At 32.5% G+C, this 20,044-nt stretch carries 14 protein-coding genes; 9 read left to right on the top strand and 5 right to left on the bottom strand.

The genetic code is table 11. The features are described from left to right. Positions 1–2: 2 nt before the first annotated feature. From deia_RS00070 to deia_RS00060, 3 genes are all read left to right on the top strand, one after another. Positions 3–164 carry a zinc-finger domain-containing protein gene (locus tag deia_RS00070; protein ID WP_146820141.1) on the top strand — a complete coding sequence of 54 codons (162 nt, stop codon included), beginning with the start codon at positions 3–5 and terminating at the stop codon, positions 162–164. Continuing rightward, positions 154–1,191 (top strand): glycosyltransferase, encoded by a 1,038-nt coding sequence (locus tag deia_RS00065; RefSeq protein ID WP_146820140.1) that lies wholly within the window; start codon positions 154–156, stop codon positions 1,189–1,191. The genes deia_RS00070 and deia_RS00065 overlap by 11 nt, the downstream gene beginning before the upstream one ends. 73 nt (positions 1,192–1,264) lie before the next feature. Then, complete coding sequence (locus deia_RS00060; RefSeq protein ID WP_146820139.1) at positions 1,265–2,332, top strand: serine hydrolase domain-containing protein; 1,068 nt, start codon at positions 1,265–1,267, stop codon at positions 2,330–2,332. Between the two features lie 25 nt (positions 2,333–2,357). Here deia_RS00060 and deia_RS00055 read toward each other — a convergent pair whose 3' ends face one another. Then, a complete protein-coding gene (locus tag deia_RS00055) occupies positions 2,358–12,329 on the bottom strand; it encodes a TrbL/VirB6 family protein (protein ID WP_146820138.1) in 9,972 nt (3,323 codons plus the stop codon). Between the two features lie 127 nt (positions 12,330–12,456). Between deia_RS00055 and deia_RS05765 the strand changes: the two genes are divergently transcribed. Together deia_RS05765 and deia_RS00050 are read left to right on the top strand one after the other, a co-directional pair. Then, positions 12,457–12,645, top strand: coding sequence for a hypothetical protein (locus deia_RS05765; protein WP_161982747.1), 189 nt, complete (start codon positions 12,457–12,459; stop codon positions 12,643–12,645). 5 nt (positions 12,646–12,650) lie between these two features. After that, entirely contained in the window at positions 12,651–13,550 is a 900-nt protein-coding gene (locus deia_RS00050; protein WP_146820137.1) for a hypothetical protein, read from the top strand. A gap of 1 nt (position 13,551) precedes the next feature. Here the strand turns inward: deia_RS00050 and deia_RS00045 are convergent, their stop codons facing one another. Continuing rightward, positions 13,552–14,115: a hypothetical protein gene (locus tag deia_RS00045; protein WP_146820136.1), complete on the bottom strand. Its 564-nt coding sequence runs from the start codon at positions 14,113–14,115 to the stop codon at positions 13,552–13,554. Then, complete coding sequence (locus deia_RS00040) at positions 14,112–14,672, bottom strand: NADH-quinone oxidoreductase subunit J family protein (RefSeq protein ID WP_146820135.1); 561 nt, start codon at positions 14,670–14,672, stop codon at positions 14,112–14,114. Before deia_RS00040 ends, deia_RS00045 begins: the two co-directional genes overlap by 4 nt. A 118-nt stretch (positions 14,673–14,790) precedes the next feature. Here deia_RS00040 and deia_RS00035 point away from each other — a divergent pair, with 118 nt between their 5' ends. From deia_RS00035 to deia_RS00020, 4 genes are all read left to right on the top strand, one after another. Continuing rightward, positions 14,791–15,375, top strand: coding sequence for an OmpH/Skp family outer membrane protein (locus deia_RS00035; RefSeq protein WP_146820134.1), 585 nt, complete (start codon positions 14,791–14,793; stop codon positions 15,373–15,375). Between the two features lie 11 nt (positions 15,376–15,386). Beyond that, on the top strand, positions 15,387–16,466 hold the full coding sequence (gene lpxD / locus deia_RS00030; RefSeq protein WP_146820133.1) for a UDP-3-O-(3-hydroxymyristoyl)glucosamine N-acyltransferase: 1,080 nt from the start codon (positions 15,387–15,389) through the stop codon (positions 16,464–16,466). Further along, a complete protein-coding gene (locus deia_RS00025) occupies positions 16,456–16,905 on the top strand; it encodes a nucleoside deaminase (protein WP_146820132.1) in 450 nt (149 codons plus the stop codon). Before lpxD ends, deia_RS00025 begins: the two co-directional genes overlap by 11 nt. 141 nt (positions 16,906–17,046) lie before the next feature. Next, positions 17,047–18,084 (top strand): DUF2497 domain-containing protein, encoded by a 1,038-nt coding sequence (locus deia_RS00020; RefSeq protein ID WP_146820131.1) that lies wholly within the window; start codon positions 17,047–17,049, stop codon positions 18,082–18,084. An 88-nt stretch (positions 18,085–18,172) separates the two neighbouring features. Here the strand turns inward: deia_RS00020 and gmk are convergent, their stop codons facing one another. Together gmk and deia_RS05810 are read right to left on the bottom strand one after the other, a co-directional pair. Continuing rightward, complete coding sequence (gmk, locus tag deia_RS00015) at positions 18,173–18,775, bottom strand: guanylate kinase (RefSeq protein WP_146820130.1); 603 nt, start codon at positions 18,773–18,775, stop codon at positions 18,173–18,175. Then, the gene (locus deia_RS05810; protein WP_187694790.1) at positions 18,776–20,044 is read right to left on the bottom strand and encodes a DnaA ATPase domain-containing protein; all 1,269 of its coding nucleotides are present in this window, start codon (positions 20,042–20,044) and stop codon (positions 18,776–18,778) included.

The following is a 20,044-nucleotide window of genomic DNA, read 5'->3' as shown; positions in this document are numbered from 1 at the left end:
CTATGAAAATTCTTAATTTTATGTCAAAAGAAGAAGATACAAAAGTTTCATGCGATGGGCAAGATAACATTAAACATCCAAAAATATATATCGAATATAAAGAAAATGAAAAAGTAGTAAAATGTCAGTATTGTGGTAAAATTTTTAACAAATATGAAAAATAATGATAAAATAATTCTAAATGCAATGATTGGCGCTGGCATTGGTGGGCTTGAAGAAATGGGTATAAAATATAGCGAGTTCCTGCCAAAAGTTGGATATAAAGTAATAAGTTTATTTAATGTAAGAAGCGTATTATACGATAAAATGAAAAATATTCCATATACATGCTTTATTTTGCCATTTTCAAACTATGATATTTTTACAGCATTCTCAATTGCAAAAATTGTCAAAAAATATAGTGTTACACATGTTATTATGCACGGCAGAAAGGCTCAAAAAATGCTCCTGCTTGCAAGATTTTTTATGAAAAAAAAGCCAAAATTTATTTTTATTGAACACTGCGAAATAAGTGAGCCGGAATCAAAAAAAACTGACATTATAGCAGTTTTAAATACAGGCGCTAGACAAAAAATGCTAAAATATGGCATACCTTCAGAGCGTATAGTAAATATCGATAACTTTGTCGATTTAAGCGATTTAAAATTCACACAAAGAGAGAAAAAAGATGTTCCAACAATAGGATGGATGCAAAGATTTCATCCAATCAAAGGGCTTGAAATGTTCTTAAAAGCAGTAGTCATTTTACAGAAAAAGGGCTATAATTTTAATGTCTCAATTGCAGGCGGGTCAATAAAAGATATAGACTTTCCGATGCCAGATGCTATAAATCTTGAGAAAATAGAATTTCTATCTTGGATTAATGATGTACAACATTTTATGGATAACATAGATATATTTTGCATATCATCCCTTGACGAACCATTTGGCCTTGCAACATTAAAAGCTCTTGCATGCGGCGTTCCCGTTGTTGCAACTCCAACATCCGGCTCCATAGAAATACTTTCAAGATCGGAAAATCCCGGTATTGTTTCATCTGAAATGTCAGAAGAGAGCCTTGCAATCGCTATAGAAAATATGCTAAATAAATCACAAGAGGAATTTGCAAGGTCATCAATGCAGGCATATCACGCCTCAAGATTTTACACTATAGATAATTGGGCAAAGACAATACATAATATCTTGCTATAAAAATAATCTGCATATTAATATCTTGACAATTATCACTATACAATTTTCATAACTTTAAATTTTTTATTTAAAGATGAAAATATTATTTACAATACTGTGTCTTACGTTTTGCAATAAGTCTTTTGCAAATGAGTGTGTCAACAAAATATTTCAAAATCTTGAAAATAATACAGCATCAAGCCCTGCAGCCGCAGTCTTAATAATTAAAGATAATGTAACAATATTTAAAAAAACCTTTGGATATAAAAATATTGAGCAAAAAATTCCCGCAGACTTAAATACAAAATTTGCACTTTGCTCTTTAACCAAACAATTTACCGCACAAGCAATTTTGCTGCTTGAAGAAAGAAAATTACTTTCTATAAATGATAAAGTATCAAAATATCTGAATTGGCTTCCAAAATATGCACAAAATATTACAATTAAACACCTTTTATTTAATACATCAGGAATTCCAGATTATGTAAACGACAACAAAATCGCAGAAAACGGCATAATGCCTCAAGATATGATGGATAAGAATATTGTCTTTAATGACGAATATATAAAACAATTTATTATTACAGAAAAACCAAAATTTAAATATGCCACTAGCTCATCATATTCAAATAGTGGATATTGGTTGCTTGGAAAAATTATCGAAAAAATATCTCATACCACATATAGACAATTTATAAATAATGAAATATTATCAAAAATTGGCATTCAATCATATGATAAATCAGAAAATACACCATATCAAGAATGGCCATTATTTAAGGCAATTCCTAACTATTTTGAAACTGTAGGTCATGGCACAATATCTGATGCTGGACTTAATATGTCAATCTCAGACTTTGAAACATATGCTAGATCTGCAATACTTGATAATAAAATTTTCCAATATGAAAAAACCCATGATAAATTTATCTCAAATAGTAAAATTAAAATATGGAATGACACTACATACTATGGATATGGTTTAATTCACTCAGATATCAATGGTAATAAAATAATATACCACGATGGAATGTTCTATGGTTTAAATACATATATGCTATATATGCCTTCTAAAAATCTTTTTATCACAACACTTTTTGCTACAAATACAAACAGTATATATCAAATACCTCTAATGATAGAAAGATGTTTTAATCAATAACACCATCTTGCAGTATATTCAATCTTTATCGATTATTATTGTTGTTGTTATTAATATTGTTAAATTGTCTCCTTGCCTCATTGCCAGCATTGCCTACGCTATCAGCAGTTTTTCTTAAAAACTCTCTTGCCTTTGCACGCTTTGACTCATCAATACCAAGGCTATTTAGTTGCTCATCTGTTACATTTCTCATATTATCTACCGATGAGTTTCGTATAAAATTCCTCATCTTATTTAAATGATTGTGCTTATCTGTACCAATTGCTTTAGAAAGCCTATTTCTAAATCTTCCCCATCTTGTATTTTCATCTCCACCATTTAACGCATTTGCAAGACCTCCTCTTAATGTATTTAATGCTCCTTTTTGCTCATCTTTATCTCTTGGGGCATTCATTCCAGCCTTTTCCATTTCTCTTGCTGACAATGCATCTGCAAGGCTATTTTTCATATTATTTTGTGCACGATTTGCATTAATATCATTTGCTCTATTGTTAATTGCTTCACGCGTTGCATTAGGGCCTAATTGCTTACGCGCCTCCTCAAGTGCTTTACTTGTATTCTGAACAGCATTTTGTGATTCTTTTTCTCTTTCTTTTGCTTCAACATTTTCAGCCTTTCGTTTATAATTATCTGAATTCTTATATTTCTCCATTGCTTCTTTGGCTTCAGCCTCAGAAGTTCCCCTCCATTGCTGTGTTTTTGCCGTTAATGCATCTCCTGCTTTATCAATTGAAGTCTCCATAACTTGCACCGGATTAACATTTGGCACATCTAATTTTTCTGTTATAGACTTAAACATATCCTTCGTATCAGCGCCACCCATAGCCCCTGCAAAATCATTTAATATGTCAAGTATTTTCTCACAAAACGCCACAAAAGCAAATATTATAAATGCCGTAATGATTGTAGGCATTCCAAAATTACCTCCACCAGATGAATTCATCATATCACTCAGTGATACATCACCTTGATGCATGCTCATTAATAAACTTGCATATTTATTTGCAGATTCAATAGCCCAAAAACCAAATAATGGTATAAATAATGTTATATCAAGCCCAGTAATTGATTTTACAATCGCACCAACATCTATTCCAAATAATTTCCAACAAACAGTCTGACCTATAAAAAATAACAGTATATAATGCATTACCATGCATACTATCGAAACACCAACTAGTGCAAATAACATATCAAACGGCCCCCTGATTACATTCTTTAACCACGAATCGTGATATTTTTTCGTTTTATCAAATAATCTAAATGGCATAACCAGTGGTGTTATAGCAACATACAAGGCAAATGTTATAACTGAAGAAATATAATGAATTACACCTTTTAACAATATTAAAAAGACCTTAACCAATCCTATCATAACAGGTATGCCAATAAAAAACCCTGTTGGAAACGGCGGTGTTGGGAATATCGCAAGAACCTTGAACCAAAATACTGAATTTGAAAATATCTCTAAAATATTATTCATCATCGCAAGTATAGGATATAGCGAATCTTCATTTCCAAGATTAAATCCAATTGCAACCAAAGACATCATACCAGATGTTATAAAATCAACAAACTTCGCCAATATATATTGAACTAAATTCCATCCACCAGGCGATGTTACACTAAAAACATACGCAATCTTAAAGGTTTGCTCAGAAAATACCTTCCAATTCACCTCAATCTTACCAGTCATAACATTCATCGCCACAAATACTACAAACAACATTAATGCCATATAATATGCCGCTTGATAAGCGGCACTATGCGTAATTGAATTAAATACCCTGTAAATCATTCCCGTTGTATAATCTCTCTCGGGCTGCGAACATACAGTCTTTTTTGGTAAATAAGCTACATTGTTTGAAGTATCTGCAGCTGCAATTGGCGTTACCGCAGATACAGTCAATTTCGATACCGATGCATGCTTTGACTCTCCACCAACATATTGTCCAACTTCACACGGCACTGTAACATCACAAACATAATGACTAACTTTCTTTGCAGAATATTCATCAGCAGTTGCGGGCACAGAATATTGACCAATGGTACATAAATATGCATAATTATTAGACCTTATAGTTTGACAATCACTCTGATTAATATCAGATTTCACAGATTGACAATTTGTAACATCTGAATACTCAAGCCTTGTAACAGCAGAATTCTTTACCTCACCCTGAATTGCTAAATATGAATATTCACCAGGTATTTTAATCTGATTTACTTTCTCTTCCTTTATTGTAACAGCAGTTGTATTTGCATCATAATTAAATGTTCTATCAACCATTGTGCATATTACACTACCATCCGATCCATTTTGTACACAATTTTTAATCTCCTTTGCTGGCGCAGGAGCATATAAAAATGCCCCATTTGAATAATCTTCATTGTTGTACATCGGAGCAAAAACATATTTTGTAGAATTTGTACCATCATAGTTTTTATCAGCAACCCAACATTGAAATGTCTGATTATCCTGTGATACTGTTGATCCAAGAGGTAAATAAACACATTTTAATTGTGATTGAAAATTAATAGCCGCACTACCATTAATAGAAAACACTGTACACTGCTTCATATTTGCAGTTGCTGCGCCGCAATTTCCATATTTCTTTGGCATATTGTTTTTCGTTACATTCACAGATATACTTGATGCTCCGCCTCCAGAAGCTGAATTAATCTGCTGATCAATATTTTGTTGCACTTCTGTCTTCTTAAACAATCTATCCTGAACAGCCTGTATATAACCAGTTTTATCAATACCATTACATAATCCATTTTCGCACCATAATGGATTTATCCCCATTCTTGAATCCGAGAATTCATCCGGTACTGTGGTCCAATACTTTAATGCATCATTATCGTACTTTAATACACTCTTCTCAAAAGAATTACCAGAAACACTAAGCTCCTGAGCTGTAACAGTATATGTATCAAGATATGCATAATACATATAATATGTCTTAACTTCTGCAAACTTGCCATCTTTTTGAAGCGCTGCCTTGTCTGCATCAACAATAGGGCATGATAAACCAAGATCAACTAAAATATACTTACTGTCAGCTGTTGAATTTGCAAACCATTTAACAAAACAATCAATGTTTTGATCATAAACACCTCCCGTATTACTCGTTGCACCAAAAGATTTCTCAAATAATGGTAGCATACTTGTAAGCCCATCTTTAACCCTCTTGTCATCAAGAGATTTTAAATTAATTAGTTTACCACGCATCCAACATGAATCGTCGGTAAAATCCTTCTTCAAAAGACAAGATTTTATTTTTTTATGATCTGGTATTAAATCTTTCATAGTAAAAGATTCACAGTCAATCTCACCCCATAAATTTTTACTTGGATCTCGATTACAAACATACAATTTTTTCGGTATAGGAATTGACCAATCTACCGCACTATATGATACAGGCCATGTACCAGCATCCATCATCGTTAAACCCTTAATAAAATCACCATTATTAGTCGATGCATCAAGATTATCAACTGTTCTAAAAACTCCATCAGGATATGCTATTTTCTTCCAACATGCAGTATTTGTAATTGGCTGCATTGCGCAATTTTTTAATGCAGCTGCATCTTTTAATCCACCTACTACGCCATAAATATTGCAAGTTTTCTTTCCACTTGTTGCACCTACAACACAATCACCATATCTTTGTGGCAAAGGCCAATCATACGCAGGAGCACCATTTGGCATTTCAATTGTTGAAATCGTTGCATTACCAAGATTAAAAATATCCTTACATGTTGCATTTGGATCTTTGCTTGTATCCAAAACATAACTTAATGTATAATTAATTGAAATCTTGTCACTAGAGCTATTGTCGTCAAGATTTATTAATGTTTTACTTGCATAATCATCATAATTCACAGCATATGGATCCATAAAACATGCCCCAAGTGACATTGTTGTTTGATCGGGCTTTTTGCTCAAATTATACGGCATTACGTCCTGCATTGTATACATTTTAAATTCGTCAGTCGTCATTGCACATTCAGAAAAATTAGTTGCCTCCCTAGAACGATACACATCAAACATTATATCCGTTGTTGATTTAATGGGAATGGATTTCTTTGACTTCATTAGATAAGAAAATTCGTCATCATTAAATTGAAACGCAACAAGATTAGGTCGTGAAGCCTTCTGATTAAAGAAATATGAACATTTTTTCTCACAATGTCTTATAAAAATATCACGATTTTTCATCGGCATAGATCCCTTGATTGCAAAATATTCTGTATTTTCAGAACTACTAACACCAACTCCATACTGATTAGGAGACATGTCAATTTGATCCCTACAAAGCCAACCATTACACGGCACATCCTCAAGTATAGTTTTCTGTAAAAATTTACCATTATTTTGTATTTTAATTTTATCAACAAACCCCTCTACACTAACAGTTGTAGGAATACTTTCATCCCAAGTACTAACCCAATTATCTGGATAAACTATTTCCTCAATACAATCACTATAATCTTGCTGTCCATTTGCTGGACCATAACCACTTTCGTCATTATTAAATATATACGCTGCATTAACTCTATTTAGCCATTTTGATATTTCCCTTGGAGATGTCCAAAGAGATTTTCTGCTTTGCATTTTGTACGCACAATTAGGTCCAAAATTGTTGTAATCACAAAGACCAATACTACTTAGCCATATCAACCTTCTATCGTCATCTTTTAATGTGTAAGTACCTATACTCAGCGCTGGCTGTATTCCATTGTCAAGTTTCTTATAATAATAACCCCATCCCGGAACAACTGCGCACTCAGCAGTTTTCGCTGGCGAATATCCATTTCTACAATCTGCATCCAAACATCTATCATTACCATCCATCTGTCTTTCATAATTTGCAAGACCAAAATCAAAACATGTTGTATTACTAAACTTGCTTGATGGAATAATTGATACATTGGAAAGAACTAATGTTGGATCATTTGGAATATTTTTATAAAAATACTGCACCGCATTTCCTCCAACAATCATATTGTCAGCTGGTATTTTGCCAAAAAACATTTCCCCATCATTAATCTTAACAGATGGAGTTTTATAACACGCATTTGATGCAGTTTTGTATTCTACATACGAAGATGTTGAACTTTTTGCCTTTTCATCAACCTCTTTTAATTTATCGGCACCACAATATGTTAATATTGTAGATCTGTGAAATGCTAACTTTTCCTCCAACTTCATTCCACTAAATACACCTTGTTTTTGTGGGTCCGGATCGTCCTCGTTGCCATAAGAATATACTATAGGAGAGGCTGCAGTCATTAGTGGTGCACAAGGTGCATTTGCTGGAAGTGTAATTGTATTTTTCACAACACAAGCCCTACCACTATATGATGTAAACGCCTGTAAAGATGGTGCAACAGCTCCGCTTGATCCACCTCCACTTGCACTAGCAGATGGCTCAGTTTTAAATGACATACTATAATTTGTGCTACCAGAACAAATCTCAGAAGCACCAGTTGCACCAGAATCTATATTTGTCACAGCAACTTTGGCTTTGGCTTGCTTGGTCGAAAAACCAACCGTTGTTAAATCTACATAAGTTTTACATTTTTCAGTTCCAGGCTTTGGCTTTCCTATAAACTGATTAAATATCATATCCAAAATACCCTCTTGAACAGATGAACCAAATCCGATCAATGTTCCAAGCAAAGATGCCTTGCTTCCGCCAGTTGGAACCTTAAGTAAAACCTGATAACTTCCACTATTGTTTGACCTCACGTTGCTGCCATCTGCAGAAACTGCCATTTTTTCATAAGAACTTGACATTGGAGAAATTGACTCTGGAACATCAAAATTTATATAACTTCCATCATGATCAGTCTTCACACCACTTGAATCTTTTGGTCTATCAAAAATAATCGCCCATACCTTTCCTGGATATTTCGACATAAATGACGCATTACCAGACATATCTGAATTTTCATAAAAACTTATAATTCTACCATCTTTCTTTAAAATTGCATCTTCAAAACTTTGCTTCGTAGGAAATACAACCTTTGGATGATAATTTGGATCAACCTTTCCATCAGACCCTATCGGTTGTATATAAAAATATAAAAATTTTCCAAACTTCGCAGGAGTTGAAGAATTTAAAATAGCAACAACATACGAATTTGGTCTTATATTATTAAATCCAGAAGTCGCATCAGTTGAACTCAATCCTTTTGCACCAGCCATATACATTGAAATTCTAGACTTACCAAAATCACTTGGAATTGTAATTGATGTATCCATTTGCCCAAGCCTTCCTGAATAATGCTTTTTTGAAGCAACACCAGTAGCCGTTGACGATATTGCAGCAGAAAAGCTATTCATAGACCTTACAACACCAGTATCTTCAGTCTCTTTCGTTACACCATCATCATTATAATAATTATCAATATTTGATAAACTATCTTCACAAACTGCTATTTTCGATATCGGTTGAAATGAGTATGAAACTAAATATGTATCACCATTTATCGGTGTAGTCTTTGAATTTACATTTGATGGATCTGGATTGTAACTATCAAATTGCGTTTTTGCAAGATCTGCATTTTGATCTTGACTATATATTACAGATCTATCATTTGTTGTATACGATGTAATAAAATTATCTTGACAACTTTGTCTATTTGAATTTTTCTTATCAATATTTGCAGCCTGCACTAAACCATTTGCAATAGCATTTTTATCAATTAAACACAATCCACAATTATCAAAATCAACTAACTCACGATTTACCGTGCTTCCTCCAGCATTATAAATATCAGATGATGTATTATAAATATTATAAACTTGTTTTTGCATTAAATTTTTGTAACTTGCCTGCCCAACCTTTTTCCCATTTGCCGCAGCAACATCATCTGAACTATATGACATCATATAACTTGCCGCAATCGTCCCAGACTTCGTCGATACAGAAACCTTTCTTGTACATACACCAAGTGAAATATCTCTACTTACCTGACAATCATTAACATTGGAATACCTTGATACATTACACTTTGTTGTATAACCTTTACCATTATTTAAACATCTATGTATTTCACCTTGAAATACCCTAAAACCCATTGCTATACCGCATTGACGCGTTTTGTCTGGGTGACAATATAAATTATGCGATGAGACACTAGGATTGTCATCTCCAGGGCCATTAAAATAACCTTGTGCAACATTATATGTCGTACTCGTTCCATCACCACCTACACCACAAAAAGCCTCACCTTGATAGCTTAGATTTCTTTTCTGATATGGTCTCCATTTTGCTCTTGCATTGCAATATATTGCTTTTCTTGTAGATGAAACAGGACTAGGGCTAAACCCACATGAATTATTAATATAATCTTTAATTAAAAACTCAGGTCTTACAAAAGTATCATCATAACTTGTACCCTCTTTATTTCTTGGCTTTGGAGCAGTAATTGCCTTATATATATTTGGTGTAAATTCAGAAAATGGATTTTTTCCACTTTTTGATACACATTTTACATCATCTTCTCCATAGTATAATTTATCATTTGTACGATTTAAAATATAATTTGCCGACTCAAAAGCAGATGGATCGTTCCCATCAAGATTATACCACTGTCCATCCCATTTTGCAGCATATGCCTCGCATCTATTTGATGGTGCAATACATGGCGCTCTTTCAAAACACCATCCATATTGAGATATTTTGTTTTTTACTACATTGTCATACTTTGTCTTTTCTGCACTAAATCCAGTTGGATTTTGCTTACTATCTATCAAACCATAAAAATCCCAATTTCTCTGATATAATCTGTTATCAGATACAGAAAAATATTTCTTCGTTTGATATGAATCAGTCCTCAATTGTATTTCATGATCGTACATAAACTCATCTTTTGGAGTATCGCCTCTCGTAGTTCCAAAAGATACACTCTCATCTTTTCCAAATGAAACAGGAAGCACACTCCATCCACTTCCATTATCCATATACACTAATGCATATTTATTGACATTATTACCAGCATAAACCTTGCAAGATGGAGAAATATCTCCAGTTAAAATTGTATCTTTATTATAAGACTTAGATTCAAGATTATTTCCATATCTATAATTCAATTCATAATCACCATCTATGAAATCTGAAAAAACATACTCTCCATCTCTCATTTTGTTTACATCCATTAATTCAAGATCATTTGGCTTAAAACCCCATATACTATAATTTTTCACACCAAGAACCCAATCTCCCCAACATGCATCACCACTAAATTCCGCCATATATGTTTGCACAGAACCGGAGCAACTACTTTTATATGCACCAGTGCTACATCCCGTTGTCACACCACCAACCCCATCTGGCGTACCATTTGCCGTCGAACAAGGTTGATATTTTATCGGATCACCCTCTTTCCAACCATCTAAATCCTGTATCTTTGGCTCATTTTGACACTGTAGTGTATCATTGTCACCTTTTAACATCAAATAATAAGCTTGATATGGGTCACTATAAAAAGCAGATGCAGCATTTAATGCAGTCCCCTCAGACAAATGATACGGAGTCTCTCCACAATTTGATAAATAAGTTTTCCATATTCCCTTTCTTAAATTTTGCTCTATTCCAAATCTTCTAACATTAAATCCATGATGCGCAAGTGGATCGTTACTCAGCGACTTAAATAAGAAAATTTGTTTTGGATATTGTGTTTTTATTGGTGGGTGATTACAAATCTCCAAATACCCATCTGGCATTGATTTTTTTGCACCCTTTAAATCATATCTATCATATGTATATACAGAATATGACTTTGTGTCTCTATCTACATTATCAACAACAAAATTTCTACCATTCCAGTCACTTCTTTGAAAATTCTGCACAACGGAATATTTTAATAGCCCACCATATTTTGCACCCTTGTCCGCCATTTGATATGTACTTGCAGCACTTTCACACGTAGTATTAAAATAAGTTCCGCTAAAAGCATTTATATTTGCATCTGGATAATCAGCATCGGACCAACCTATATATTCCATTCCATTCGCTCTTGTTTGCGGTATCTTGCTATTCTTATCAGATGTGCAAATAGCAAAACCACTGTTTGTATCATACATCTCATAATTTACATTCTTTCCAGCCTGCCTTTCACCTCTCACTAAATTTCCACTCGCATCCTTGTATTCAACATATCCACTGCCAAAAATCATATAATTCTCATCCTTTATTCTATCAGATGTATAAATAGGATCGCACCCTTCTCCACTTACAAAATCACACACCGGAGAATCGCCATTTTGAATATTTGAACTATAACTACTTGTAGAACCAACATTGCAAACCCAATTTCCAGGATCAGAGTACGCCAAAGCAGAGGCATCTGTAGATTTTTGCTCTATATGAAAAACTGTCATTTCCTTTGGATCTATTTTATATCCATCATTAGTTTTAATATCTCCAGATAAAAATATACTTACCATGCTTCCCGGCTCAAAAAGCGTTTTTGTTGACTTTATCGTATCAACACCAGATCTAATAACCTCAGGCGTTACACGAGAAACCATAGATTCGTATTTTGATGCAAGCTCCACAAACCCATCAACCTTTGCAGATATTGATGTTCCAGATGGTATAACAAAATCCACTGCATTTTCATCTTTATCACTTGACTTTGGCTTTACTTCAGTCCAAGCACCAAGATATGCCATGTTCTCAGTCGTTCCAGCTATTACAGATGGAATGCTTAAGTCACTATAAGAAGTTGAACCAGCGCTATTATTTGCAGCTCCAGTTGGATTATTCGCGGCCTGCATACCCTGTGCAACAAGACTGTCACTTGTAACAAGATAACTTGGTGGAAAAGCAGGAATAATCTGCTTTTGACTATAAACATAAGACCCAAAATCATCTGCAGGAATACATTCATCATTACTTCCGCAAGAAGAAAGTAAAATAAGGCATAAAAATAGCAATAACAGCCTTCTACCAGAAATGTTGCAAAATGCCTTAAACATTATACCAAAAAGTTTATCATATCAAGAATTTTAACTACTAGATAAAAAAATAAAAGTAAATAAAAAAAATTGACTTTCGTAAATAAAAAAGTTGACTTTTATTTTTTTTTAGTTAGCACAAAAGTATATGTTATTTATTTTTATGGGAGACGCAAAATTAGATTATACAAAAGATGTTTCAGTGTACAAAAATGAAATCCAAGATCAACTCCAACAAATTAACGATGCTATGATAAAATTAACAAATAAGCTATATAGCGCAGGAGTAATTACTCACTCTGTAAAAAATATGATACAAAATGTAGATATTGATTAGTATTTATGAAAGTTAAAATTGTAAATGTAAAAGATTTATTTAATCATTTAGCCTCCTTTTTGTTACATGATGTTGAAGAAATATCAAAAATGCAAAATGCGAGCCATATTAATATTGAAAAATTTGTAATGCACGCCTATCGTAAAGTTTTTACCGAAGCCGATATGCATCTAAAAACACTATTTCACAATACGCAGCTTGAGCTTTGGGATGAAATAATACCATTTAAAACATTTCAGAAAAACGGGCTTGTAAATATTTTAAGCTTCATAAAAAAAGACATTAAACCAAGTTTGTCTGAAATATCACGACAAATGGGCAGAAAGGATGAATTTTATAATCTTGATAACATATTTCATTGCTTTATAAGATCAATATCAAATGTTCCCTGCTTTTGTCGAGGAATGCAAGATTTCACAATAGATATGGCATTTCAGTCACTAAACACAAAAACTGGCATCAATGAAACTCATGAAGTAAATATATATAAACCATTTACAAAAGATTTATTAAAACTCACAAAAGATGGCGCTTATTTGAATAATTATAGACTTGTAAAAAAAGATTTGCAATCCTTTAAAGACGCCTTTATCGGCATTGTAAATCAAGATTTTAATAACTTAAAATACATGCCACATAAAATATCATCATGTACCCATATATCATTTTACAACGACTATTCCTCATGTATTGTTGACTTCTTCTGTGGAAAAATAGATTATATCGTTTGGTTTAAGAAAGATAAATTTACCCACGATATGATTACAGATCTTGGCTACTCAATTGAACTTATAGATAAAAATGGCTCAATAATGTTAAATAATGAAAATGCAGAAAATGCAAGTGGATTTATTGCAAGCTCAAAAAACAATATTAAATTAATTGAGGCTGTCCAGAAAATATAGTTTATCTATTTTTTAATAAATCAGAAGAACTATTTGCATAATTCTTAAATCGATCGTGTTTTTTGTTATATTTTTGAAATATCATCTCATAAAACCTTAAAAGAGCAAATGAGACTATTATTTCACCAAAAATATAAAATACACTTCTGCCATTGATTAATAAAAATGACTCCTGACATATTATAAAAGTGCACATTGAAGTCATATAAAGCATCTTTGAATCTTCATTAAATAACCTAAAATACCTTATTAAACCAGATTTTTTCAGCTTAAAACATGCAAAAACAGCAATAAAATATGATATTATACATACCCCGTAAATGCAGTCTAAAAAAGTCTCATGCAATATACTAAATCCAATAAGATAAAATATATTAAATTTCTTGCCAATTTTAAGATATATATAAGAAATTAATGAACAATCAAATATTCCAAGACATTGAACAATGACCGACTCATCTTTGATAAATCCAATAGAAAACATCATTGCAATTGTTACTACTATATAGTGCCAATAAATATCTAAAAAAGTGCGTTTTTTAATTAAAAAATAATTATCTCTCATACTTCAATACCAGACTTCATATCACTCTTGGCAACATAAGTCTTGCCTTCAACTATTTGCACCTTTTTCCTATTATTTTTATATCTTATTGTTGTTAAAATTGCACCAATTAATCCAGTTAATAAAATAAAACCTGTAAACAATACTTCAATTGCATGACCTTCATAAATATTCTTACCAAGCATCGATATTGACTCATTTAAGCTGACATATTCCATATCTTTTCTTCCAGAAAGCATAATAAATAAAATCATTATCCCAAAAATTGACGATATTAAAATTGCCACAGATTTACTAAGCTTTAAGCTGTTATCAACCTTATTGTTATTTCCAATCATCATTACAATAAATAAAAATAACATCGCTATAGCACCCATATATACAACAATTAATATTGTTGCTATAAATTGAGCATTTAGCATTATGCACAAAACAGCCGCAGAAAAGAAACATCCAATAAGTGATAATACTCTTTTGACTTGATCACGAAATAAAGAAGCACAGCAGCCAAAAAGCAGCATCAATACAGCAAAAAAATAAAATAAAATCGCAGCCATGTAAAAATAAAAAAGACAGCTAAAACATTACTATGGATAGTAAATTTATTTTGCAATAAAAATATATTGCAATTTAAAAAAATCATTTTATATTAAATAAAATCGTCTTTTTACAATTATGAAATTCCTATTATCACTTGCATTAATAATATTATCACAAGCCTACGCTAAAGCTACCGATACACCAAAAGTTTCAACAGGCGTTATAAATGTTAGACAATTTGAGGAGTCGTCCAAAAAAGTCAAAAGCTATAAAGACGCAATTAACAAAAAGAAGGAGAAATATCAAAATGAACTCAAACGCATGGGTGAAGAAATTAATGCAGACTCAAGTGCATTGCAATCAAAAATATCAGCTCTTTCAGCAGCTCAAAAGAAAGTTGAAGAAGGTAAAATACAATCTCGTATAGAGCAAGCAACAAAATATGCACAAAGAGCAAAAGCAATAATAGAACTTGCAGAATCTTATAGCGGCGAAGACCTAAATAAATGTATCATGAGAGATGTTGAAAAGGTTTCAAAAAGTAGCGGAATGGATGTTGTCTTAAACTCAAATTCAGTTTTATTTATTTCCGATAATATACCTGACATAACTGAAAAAGTAGTAAAAGAATTTGATAACTCTTCTTGCAAACTTGACATTGATAATAATTTTGCCAAAGCAAAAAAAGATGTCGAAAATGCAGAAAAAAATAACAAGTAATTTTAATATACATGAATAGATTTTTTAGCAAAGCAGTTGATTTTATAGACATAAAGTCTCTAATCCATCTGCTTGACCTTGACCAAGAAAAGAATTCACATCTTGACAAAACACAAAAAATCTATAATGTATCTTCATTACAAGATGCAGGAAATGGCGATATATCATTTTTGCAAAATAAAAAATACTACCATTCATTTCTTGAAACAAAATCTGAATTTTGCCTAGTAAGCGATGAAATAGCCAAAAACTACAATGAAATAGCCAAAAACTACAATGAAAAAACAAAAATAATAATCGCCAAAGACCCATATACATCAATTGCAAAGCTTGCAAATTATTTTTACCCAAATGTCAATAACCCAGTGATTTTAATAAATAAAAACCCAAATTTCCCCTTTGCAAATGTCGATATAACGGCACAAATAGGTCAAAATGTACAAATTGGACATGGCGTTACAATTGAAAAAAATGTAACTATAGAAGATAATGTTATAATATCACATGGCTCATTTATAGGTCATGGATGCAACATTAATAAAAATACAGTAATATACGAAAACACAAGCATTAGATATGCAACCATAGGTAGTAATTGCATTATACACTCTGGCGTAAAAATTGGTCAAGACGGCTTTGGCTTTGCAATTGACGATAAAACTAAAAGTCTATTTAAAATAACTCATCTTGGAATTGTAAAAATAGGAAATAATGTTGAAATTGGGGCAAATTCCTGCATAGATAGAGGCTCGTTTGATACTACCGATATTCATGATAATGTAAAACTTGATAACCTAATTCAAGTTGGGCACAACGCAAAAATTGGGCAATCATCAGTAATAGCGGCGCAAACAGCTATCGCAGGTAGCACATCAATTGGAATGGGGTGTATGATTGGCGGGCAAGTCGGAATTGCAGGTCATATCAAAATTGGTAATTTCGTGCAAATCGGTGGAAAAGCAGGGGTTATATCAAATATCCAAGATAATGAAAAAGTCGCAGGCCACCCAGCATTACCTGTATTTAGCTGGCTTAAAATAAATGCAATGTTAAAAAAAATGATTAAAAAACATCCAAATAATGACAAATAAATTCATGCAAGTTGCCATAGAATGCGCAATGAAGGCCTCAAATATCAACGAAATTCCAGTCGGAGCAGTAATAACATTAAACTCAAATATAATAGCAACCTCATATAACTATGTTCAAAATGGGAAAAATGCAGTATTTCATGCAGAAATGCTGGCAATTATTTCAGCATGCCAGTATTTATCTTCAAAAACGCTAGTAAATTGCGATCTTTACACAACTCTTGAGCCATGCTATATGTGCCTTGGAGCCATTGCTAATGCAAAAATTCGTAGACTCTATATAGGCTGTGAAGACGAAAGATACGGAGGCGTATTAAATGGTCTACAGGTTTTTAAAAATGGAAATATTAATCATAAACCAGAAATATACTGCGGTATAATGGAAGATGAATGCAAAAAAATTATACAAGATTTTTTTCAAAAACTTAGAAATAAATAAAATACCATTTGTATTGCCATTACCGAATATCACCAAAAAACTCAATAAATATCGTCATTCAACTTAGAATATATTTTAAGTAAAATAAATACTTGATTATTAAAAAAACACATATAATTCAATTACAAACCTATTTTTTTTATGTTTAATTTTGTAAAAAAGCAAAAATCACCTCAAGAAAATGAGATTAATGATGATGCAAAAGATAAAATACTAAATAGCATTAAAGAAAAAATCAAGAATAATGCCGACAATGACGATGTGCAATCAACTGAGCAAAATTTTCACAATGATATTCACGGCAACGATGATGACTATGATTTTGATATAGAAGAAGAATTAAATGAATTAGAAGAAGAATATAATAAATCTAGCGACGCAGAATTACAAGATGAAACTGAATTTGAAGACGAAGACCTAGACGATGATGAAATAGATGCTCTTGATGATGAAGAGATTGATGATATAGATGATGTTGAGGTTGAAAATGAAGATGTAGCTGCAGCAAATGACAATACTCAAGCGCAAGAAGATACTACTGATGATTTCGATGAAACTGAATTTGAAGACGAAGACCTAGACGATGATGAAATAGATGCTCTTGATGATGAAGACATTAGCGATATAGATGATGTTGAGGTTGAAAATGAAGATGTAGCTGCAGCAAATGACAATACTCAAGCGCAAGAAGATACTACTGATGATTTCGATGAAACTGAATTTGAAGACGAAGACCTAGACGATGATGAAATAGATGCTCTTGATGATGAAGAGATTGATGAAGATGAAGCATTGTCGGATGATTTTGAAATCACCAATGATCATGATAACAATATTCCGCAGCAAAATAATTCTACTGTAAATAATAATCATACATCCCAAACTACAAAAACTATTATGCCCGAAGATCATAATAAAATTGAATTACCAACCCAAGAAGACTCACTTTTATCGCAAGCAACCATGAATGCGGTGTCCCAGTCAATACATAAAGCAATTACCATGAAAAATACCGCTTCAAGTAGATCAATTGGCATAGAGGAATTAAAAAATGTCAATATGTATGATTTATTGGTATCAATTTTATCACCACAGATGAATACTTGGTTAAATCAAAATCTACCTAGTATTGTAAATGAAATTGTTGAAAAGGAAATTAAGAGATTAATGGATAAATAGTAGCATGCAAATCGTAAGATTAAAACTGAAAATTTATCCAATATTATAATAAACGAAAACTTTAAAACAATAGGTTGTAAAGCGAAAGTTAAGCTAAATAATCTGGAATCATGTTAATATATTTTCCACGTTTGCGACGAAGGGTTTCCGCGGTATATATTGATGTTATTTCGTTTTTTGCAACATCCAACCTATCGTTTATAATGATATAATCATATTCGCCAGCGAAATTAATTTCTTTTTTAGCACTTTCAATACGCTTTAAAATGGCATCCTGACTATCAGTTTTGCGATTACGAAGGCGATTTTCAAGTATTTCAAAAGACGGCGGCATTATAAAAACACTCACTATATCAAATTGATCGTGCGCCTTAATTTGCCTTGCACCTTGATAGTCTATATCAAATAAAATCGTTGTTTTCCCAAGAGTTTTAATTCTTTCAATCTCGCTTTTTAAAGTTCCATAATAGTTGCCGCAAAAATTTGCATGCTCCAAAAATTCATTTTTTGCAACTAAATCTTCATACTGTTGTATAGTCTTAAAATAATAATGAATACCGTCACTTTCAGATTGCCTTGCCTGCCTTGTTGTCACCGAAATTGACTCCCCAATTTCATCATTTGAGCAAAGTAAATGAGAGCAAAGTGTTGATTTTCCGGCTCCAGATGGTGATGATATTATAAAAAGCATTTATTTATCTAACATTTTTTCTATTTCGCTTATTGCAGTAAGAATCTCCTTGCTACTTTCTTCATTTTGCACAATATCAATTGCCCTTACTATATTTGTATGACTTTTTAAGTTAAAAACTGCCGCAATAGCCTGCATTGTCATATTTGTTTTCTTACGAAGCAGGTAAATTGCAACATATCTAGCACTTGAAACATCTTTTCCACCCCCACGCAGGAACATTTTATTTTTATCCACCGCAAACTTCTGGGCAACTAACGATATTATAGCGTCATGGGCAAAATTATCTTGACTACTTGTCGCAAATTCCTCAAAAAGGCTAAGATTATTCGATACAATCGACATTTTAATCTTTGATACACTTGCATCAATATCACGCATTGTCATTGATTTTTTCACAACTTTTTTTGCGTCAACCTTGCCTAAAATTCCATGCTGCGCGAGTAAATCCTGTCCAAATTTATACTTAAGCTCTATGCTTGGCTCTTCAAGTCTTACAGAAAGGCAAGACAAAAAACCTTTGACTTTAACAGCGATATTATTTGGTATTTCCATTGCAGAAACATTGGCCGAGGTAATCAAAACCTTGTTTGAATCAGCGAAAATTGAAGCAATACGCGACACTTCCGCAAGGCTACCTTTTTGCGTTGCAAGCTGATTTATATCATCTATTATTAAAAACTTCTTAGCAAAAATCTCTTTTCTAAAAGCATCAACTTCATTTTTCCGTACCGAACTTGAGTAAAGATTTACAAATTCGATTGCCGAAAAGAAAATTGCCTCGCTTCCCAGTTGATTAAAAATATGCTGCAATAATGCAGTTTTCCCAAAACCTGACTTACCAAAAATATGCAAAATTTTACCATGCACAACCGATGAATTTCTGTTTTCAAGCAAATAATTTACCGTAGAATAAGCTATTTTATTTGAATCATCAATAATAAAAGATTTCTTATAAACCTCATCTTTTTTTTCTGCCTCTAATTTTACAATATTTGAATGAGAAACAACCTTTAGTTCACCTCCAATGATATATGAAATATCGCTAATTTTATAAGTCTCAAGCGCTGCAAGCTTTATCTGTTTGTCATAATTCTTTTTTATCCATTGCAATTCCGATTGATTTTTAACCTTTACAAACAACTTTTCACCATCTACTTGAATGTTCAAATTTGCAAACCAAGTCTCAAACGCAGATTTGCCAATTGTCTCTGATAACATGCAAAGAAAGCTGTTATAATTATCATTTTCCGTCTTAATGACATTCAT

It is taken from the genome of Candidatus Deianiraea vastatrix, assembly GCF_007993655.1.
GTDB classification, from domain to species: Bacteria; Pseudomonadota; Alphaproteobacteria; order Rickettsiales; family Deianiraeaceae; genus Deianiraea; species Deianiraea vastatrix.
Note: the sequence above shows the minus strand (reverse complement) of the source record. Positions and strands in the feature narration are given on the sequence as shown.

Coding starts and splice junctions, on each gene's coding strand:
- deia_RS00070 (WP_146820141.1), top strand. CDS start 3: ATGAAAATTCTTAATTTTATGTCAAAAGAAGAAGATACAAAAGTTTCA.
- deia_RS00065 (WP_146820140.1), top strand. CDS start 154: ATGAAAAATAATGATAAAATAATTCTAAATGCAATGATTGGCGCTGGC.
- deia_RS00060 (WP_146820139.1), top strand. CDS start 1,265: ATGAAAATATTATTTACAATACTGTGTCTTACGTTTTGCAATAAGTCT.
- deia_RS00055 (WP_146820138.1), bottom strand. CDS start 12,329: ATGTTTAAGGCATTTTGCAACATTTCTGGTAGAAGGCTGTTATTGCTA.
- deia_RS05765 (WP_161982747.1), top strand. CDS start 12,457: ATGTTATTTATTTTTATGGGAGACGCAAAATTAGATTATACAAAAGAT.
- deia_RS00050 (WP_146820137.1), top strand. CDS start 12,651: ATGAAAGTTAAAATTGTAAATGTAAAAGATTTATTTAATCATTTAGCC.
- deia_RS00045 (WP_146820136.1), bottom strand. CDS start 14,115: ATGAGAGATAATTATTTTTTAATTAAAAAACGCACTTTTTTAGATATT.
- deia_RS00040 (WP_146820135.1), bottom strand. CDS start 14,672: ATGGCTGCGATTTTATTTTATTTTTTTGCTGTATTGATGCTGCTTTTT.
- deia_RS00035 (WP_146820134.1), top strand. CDS start 14,791: ATGAAATTCCTATTATCACTTGCATTAATAATATTATCACAAGCCTAC.
- lpxD (WP_146820133.1), top strand. CDS start 15,387: ATGAATAGATTTTTTAGCAAAGCAGTTGATTTTATAGACATAAAGTCT.
- deia_RS00025 (WP_146820132.1), top strand. CDS start 16,456: ATGACAAATAAATTCATGCAAGTTGCCATAGAATGCGCAATGAAGGCC.
- deia_RS00020 (WP_146820131.1), top strand. CDS start 17,047: ATGTTTAATTTTGTAAAAAAGCAAAAATCACCTCAAGAAAATGAGATT.
- gmk (WP_146820130.1), bottom strand. CDS start 18,775: ATGCTTTTTATAATATCATCACCATCTGGAGCCGGAAAATCAACACTT.
- deia_RS05810 (WP_187694790.1), bottom strand. CDS start 20,044: ATGAATGTCATTAAGACGGAAAATGATAATTATAACAGCTTTCTTTGC.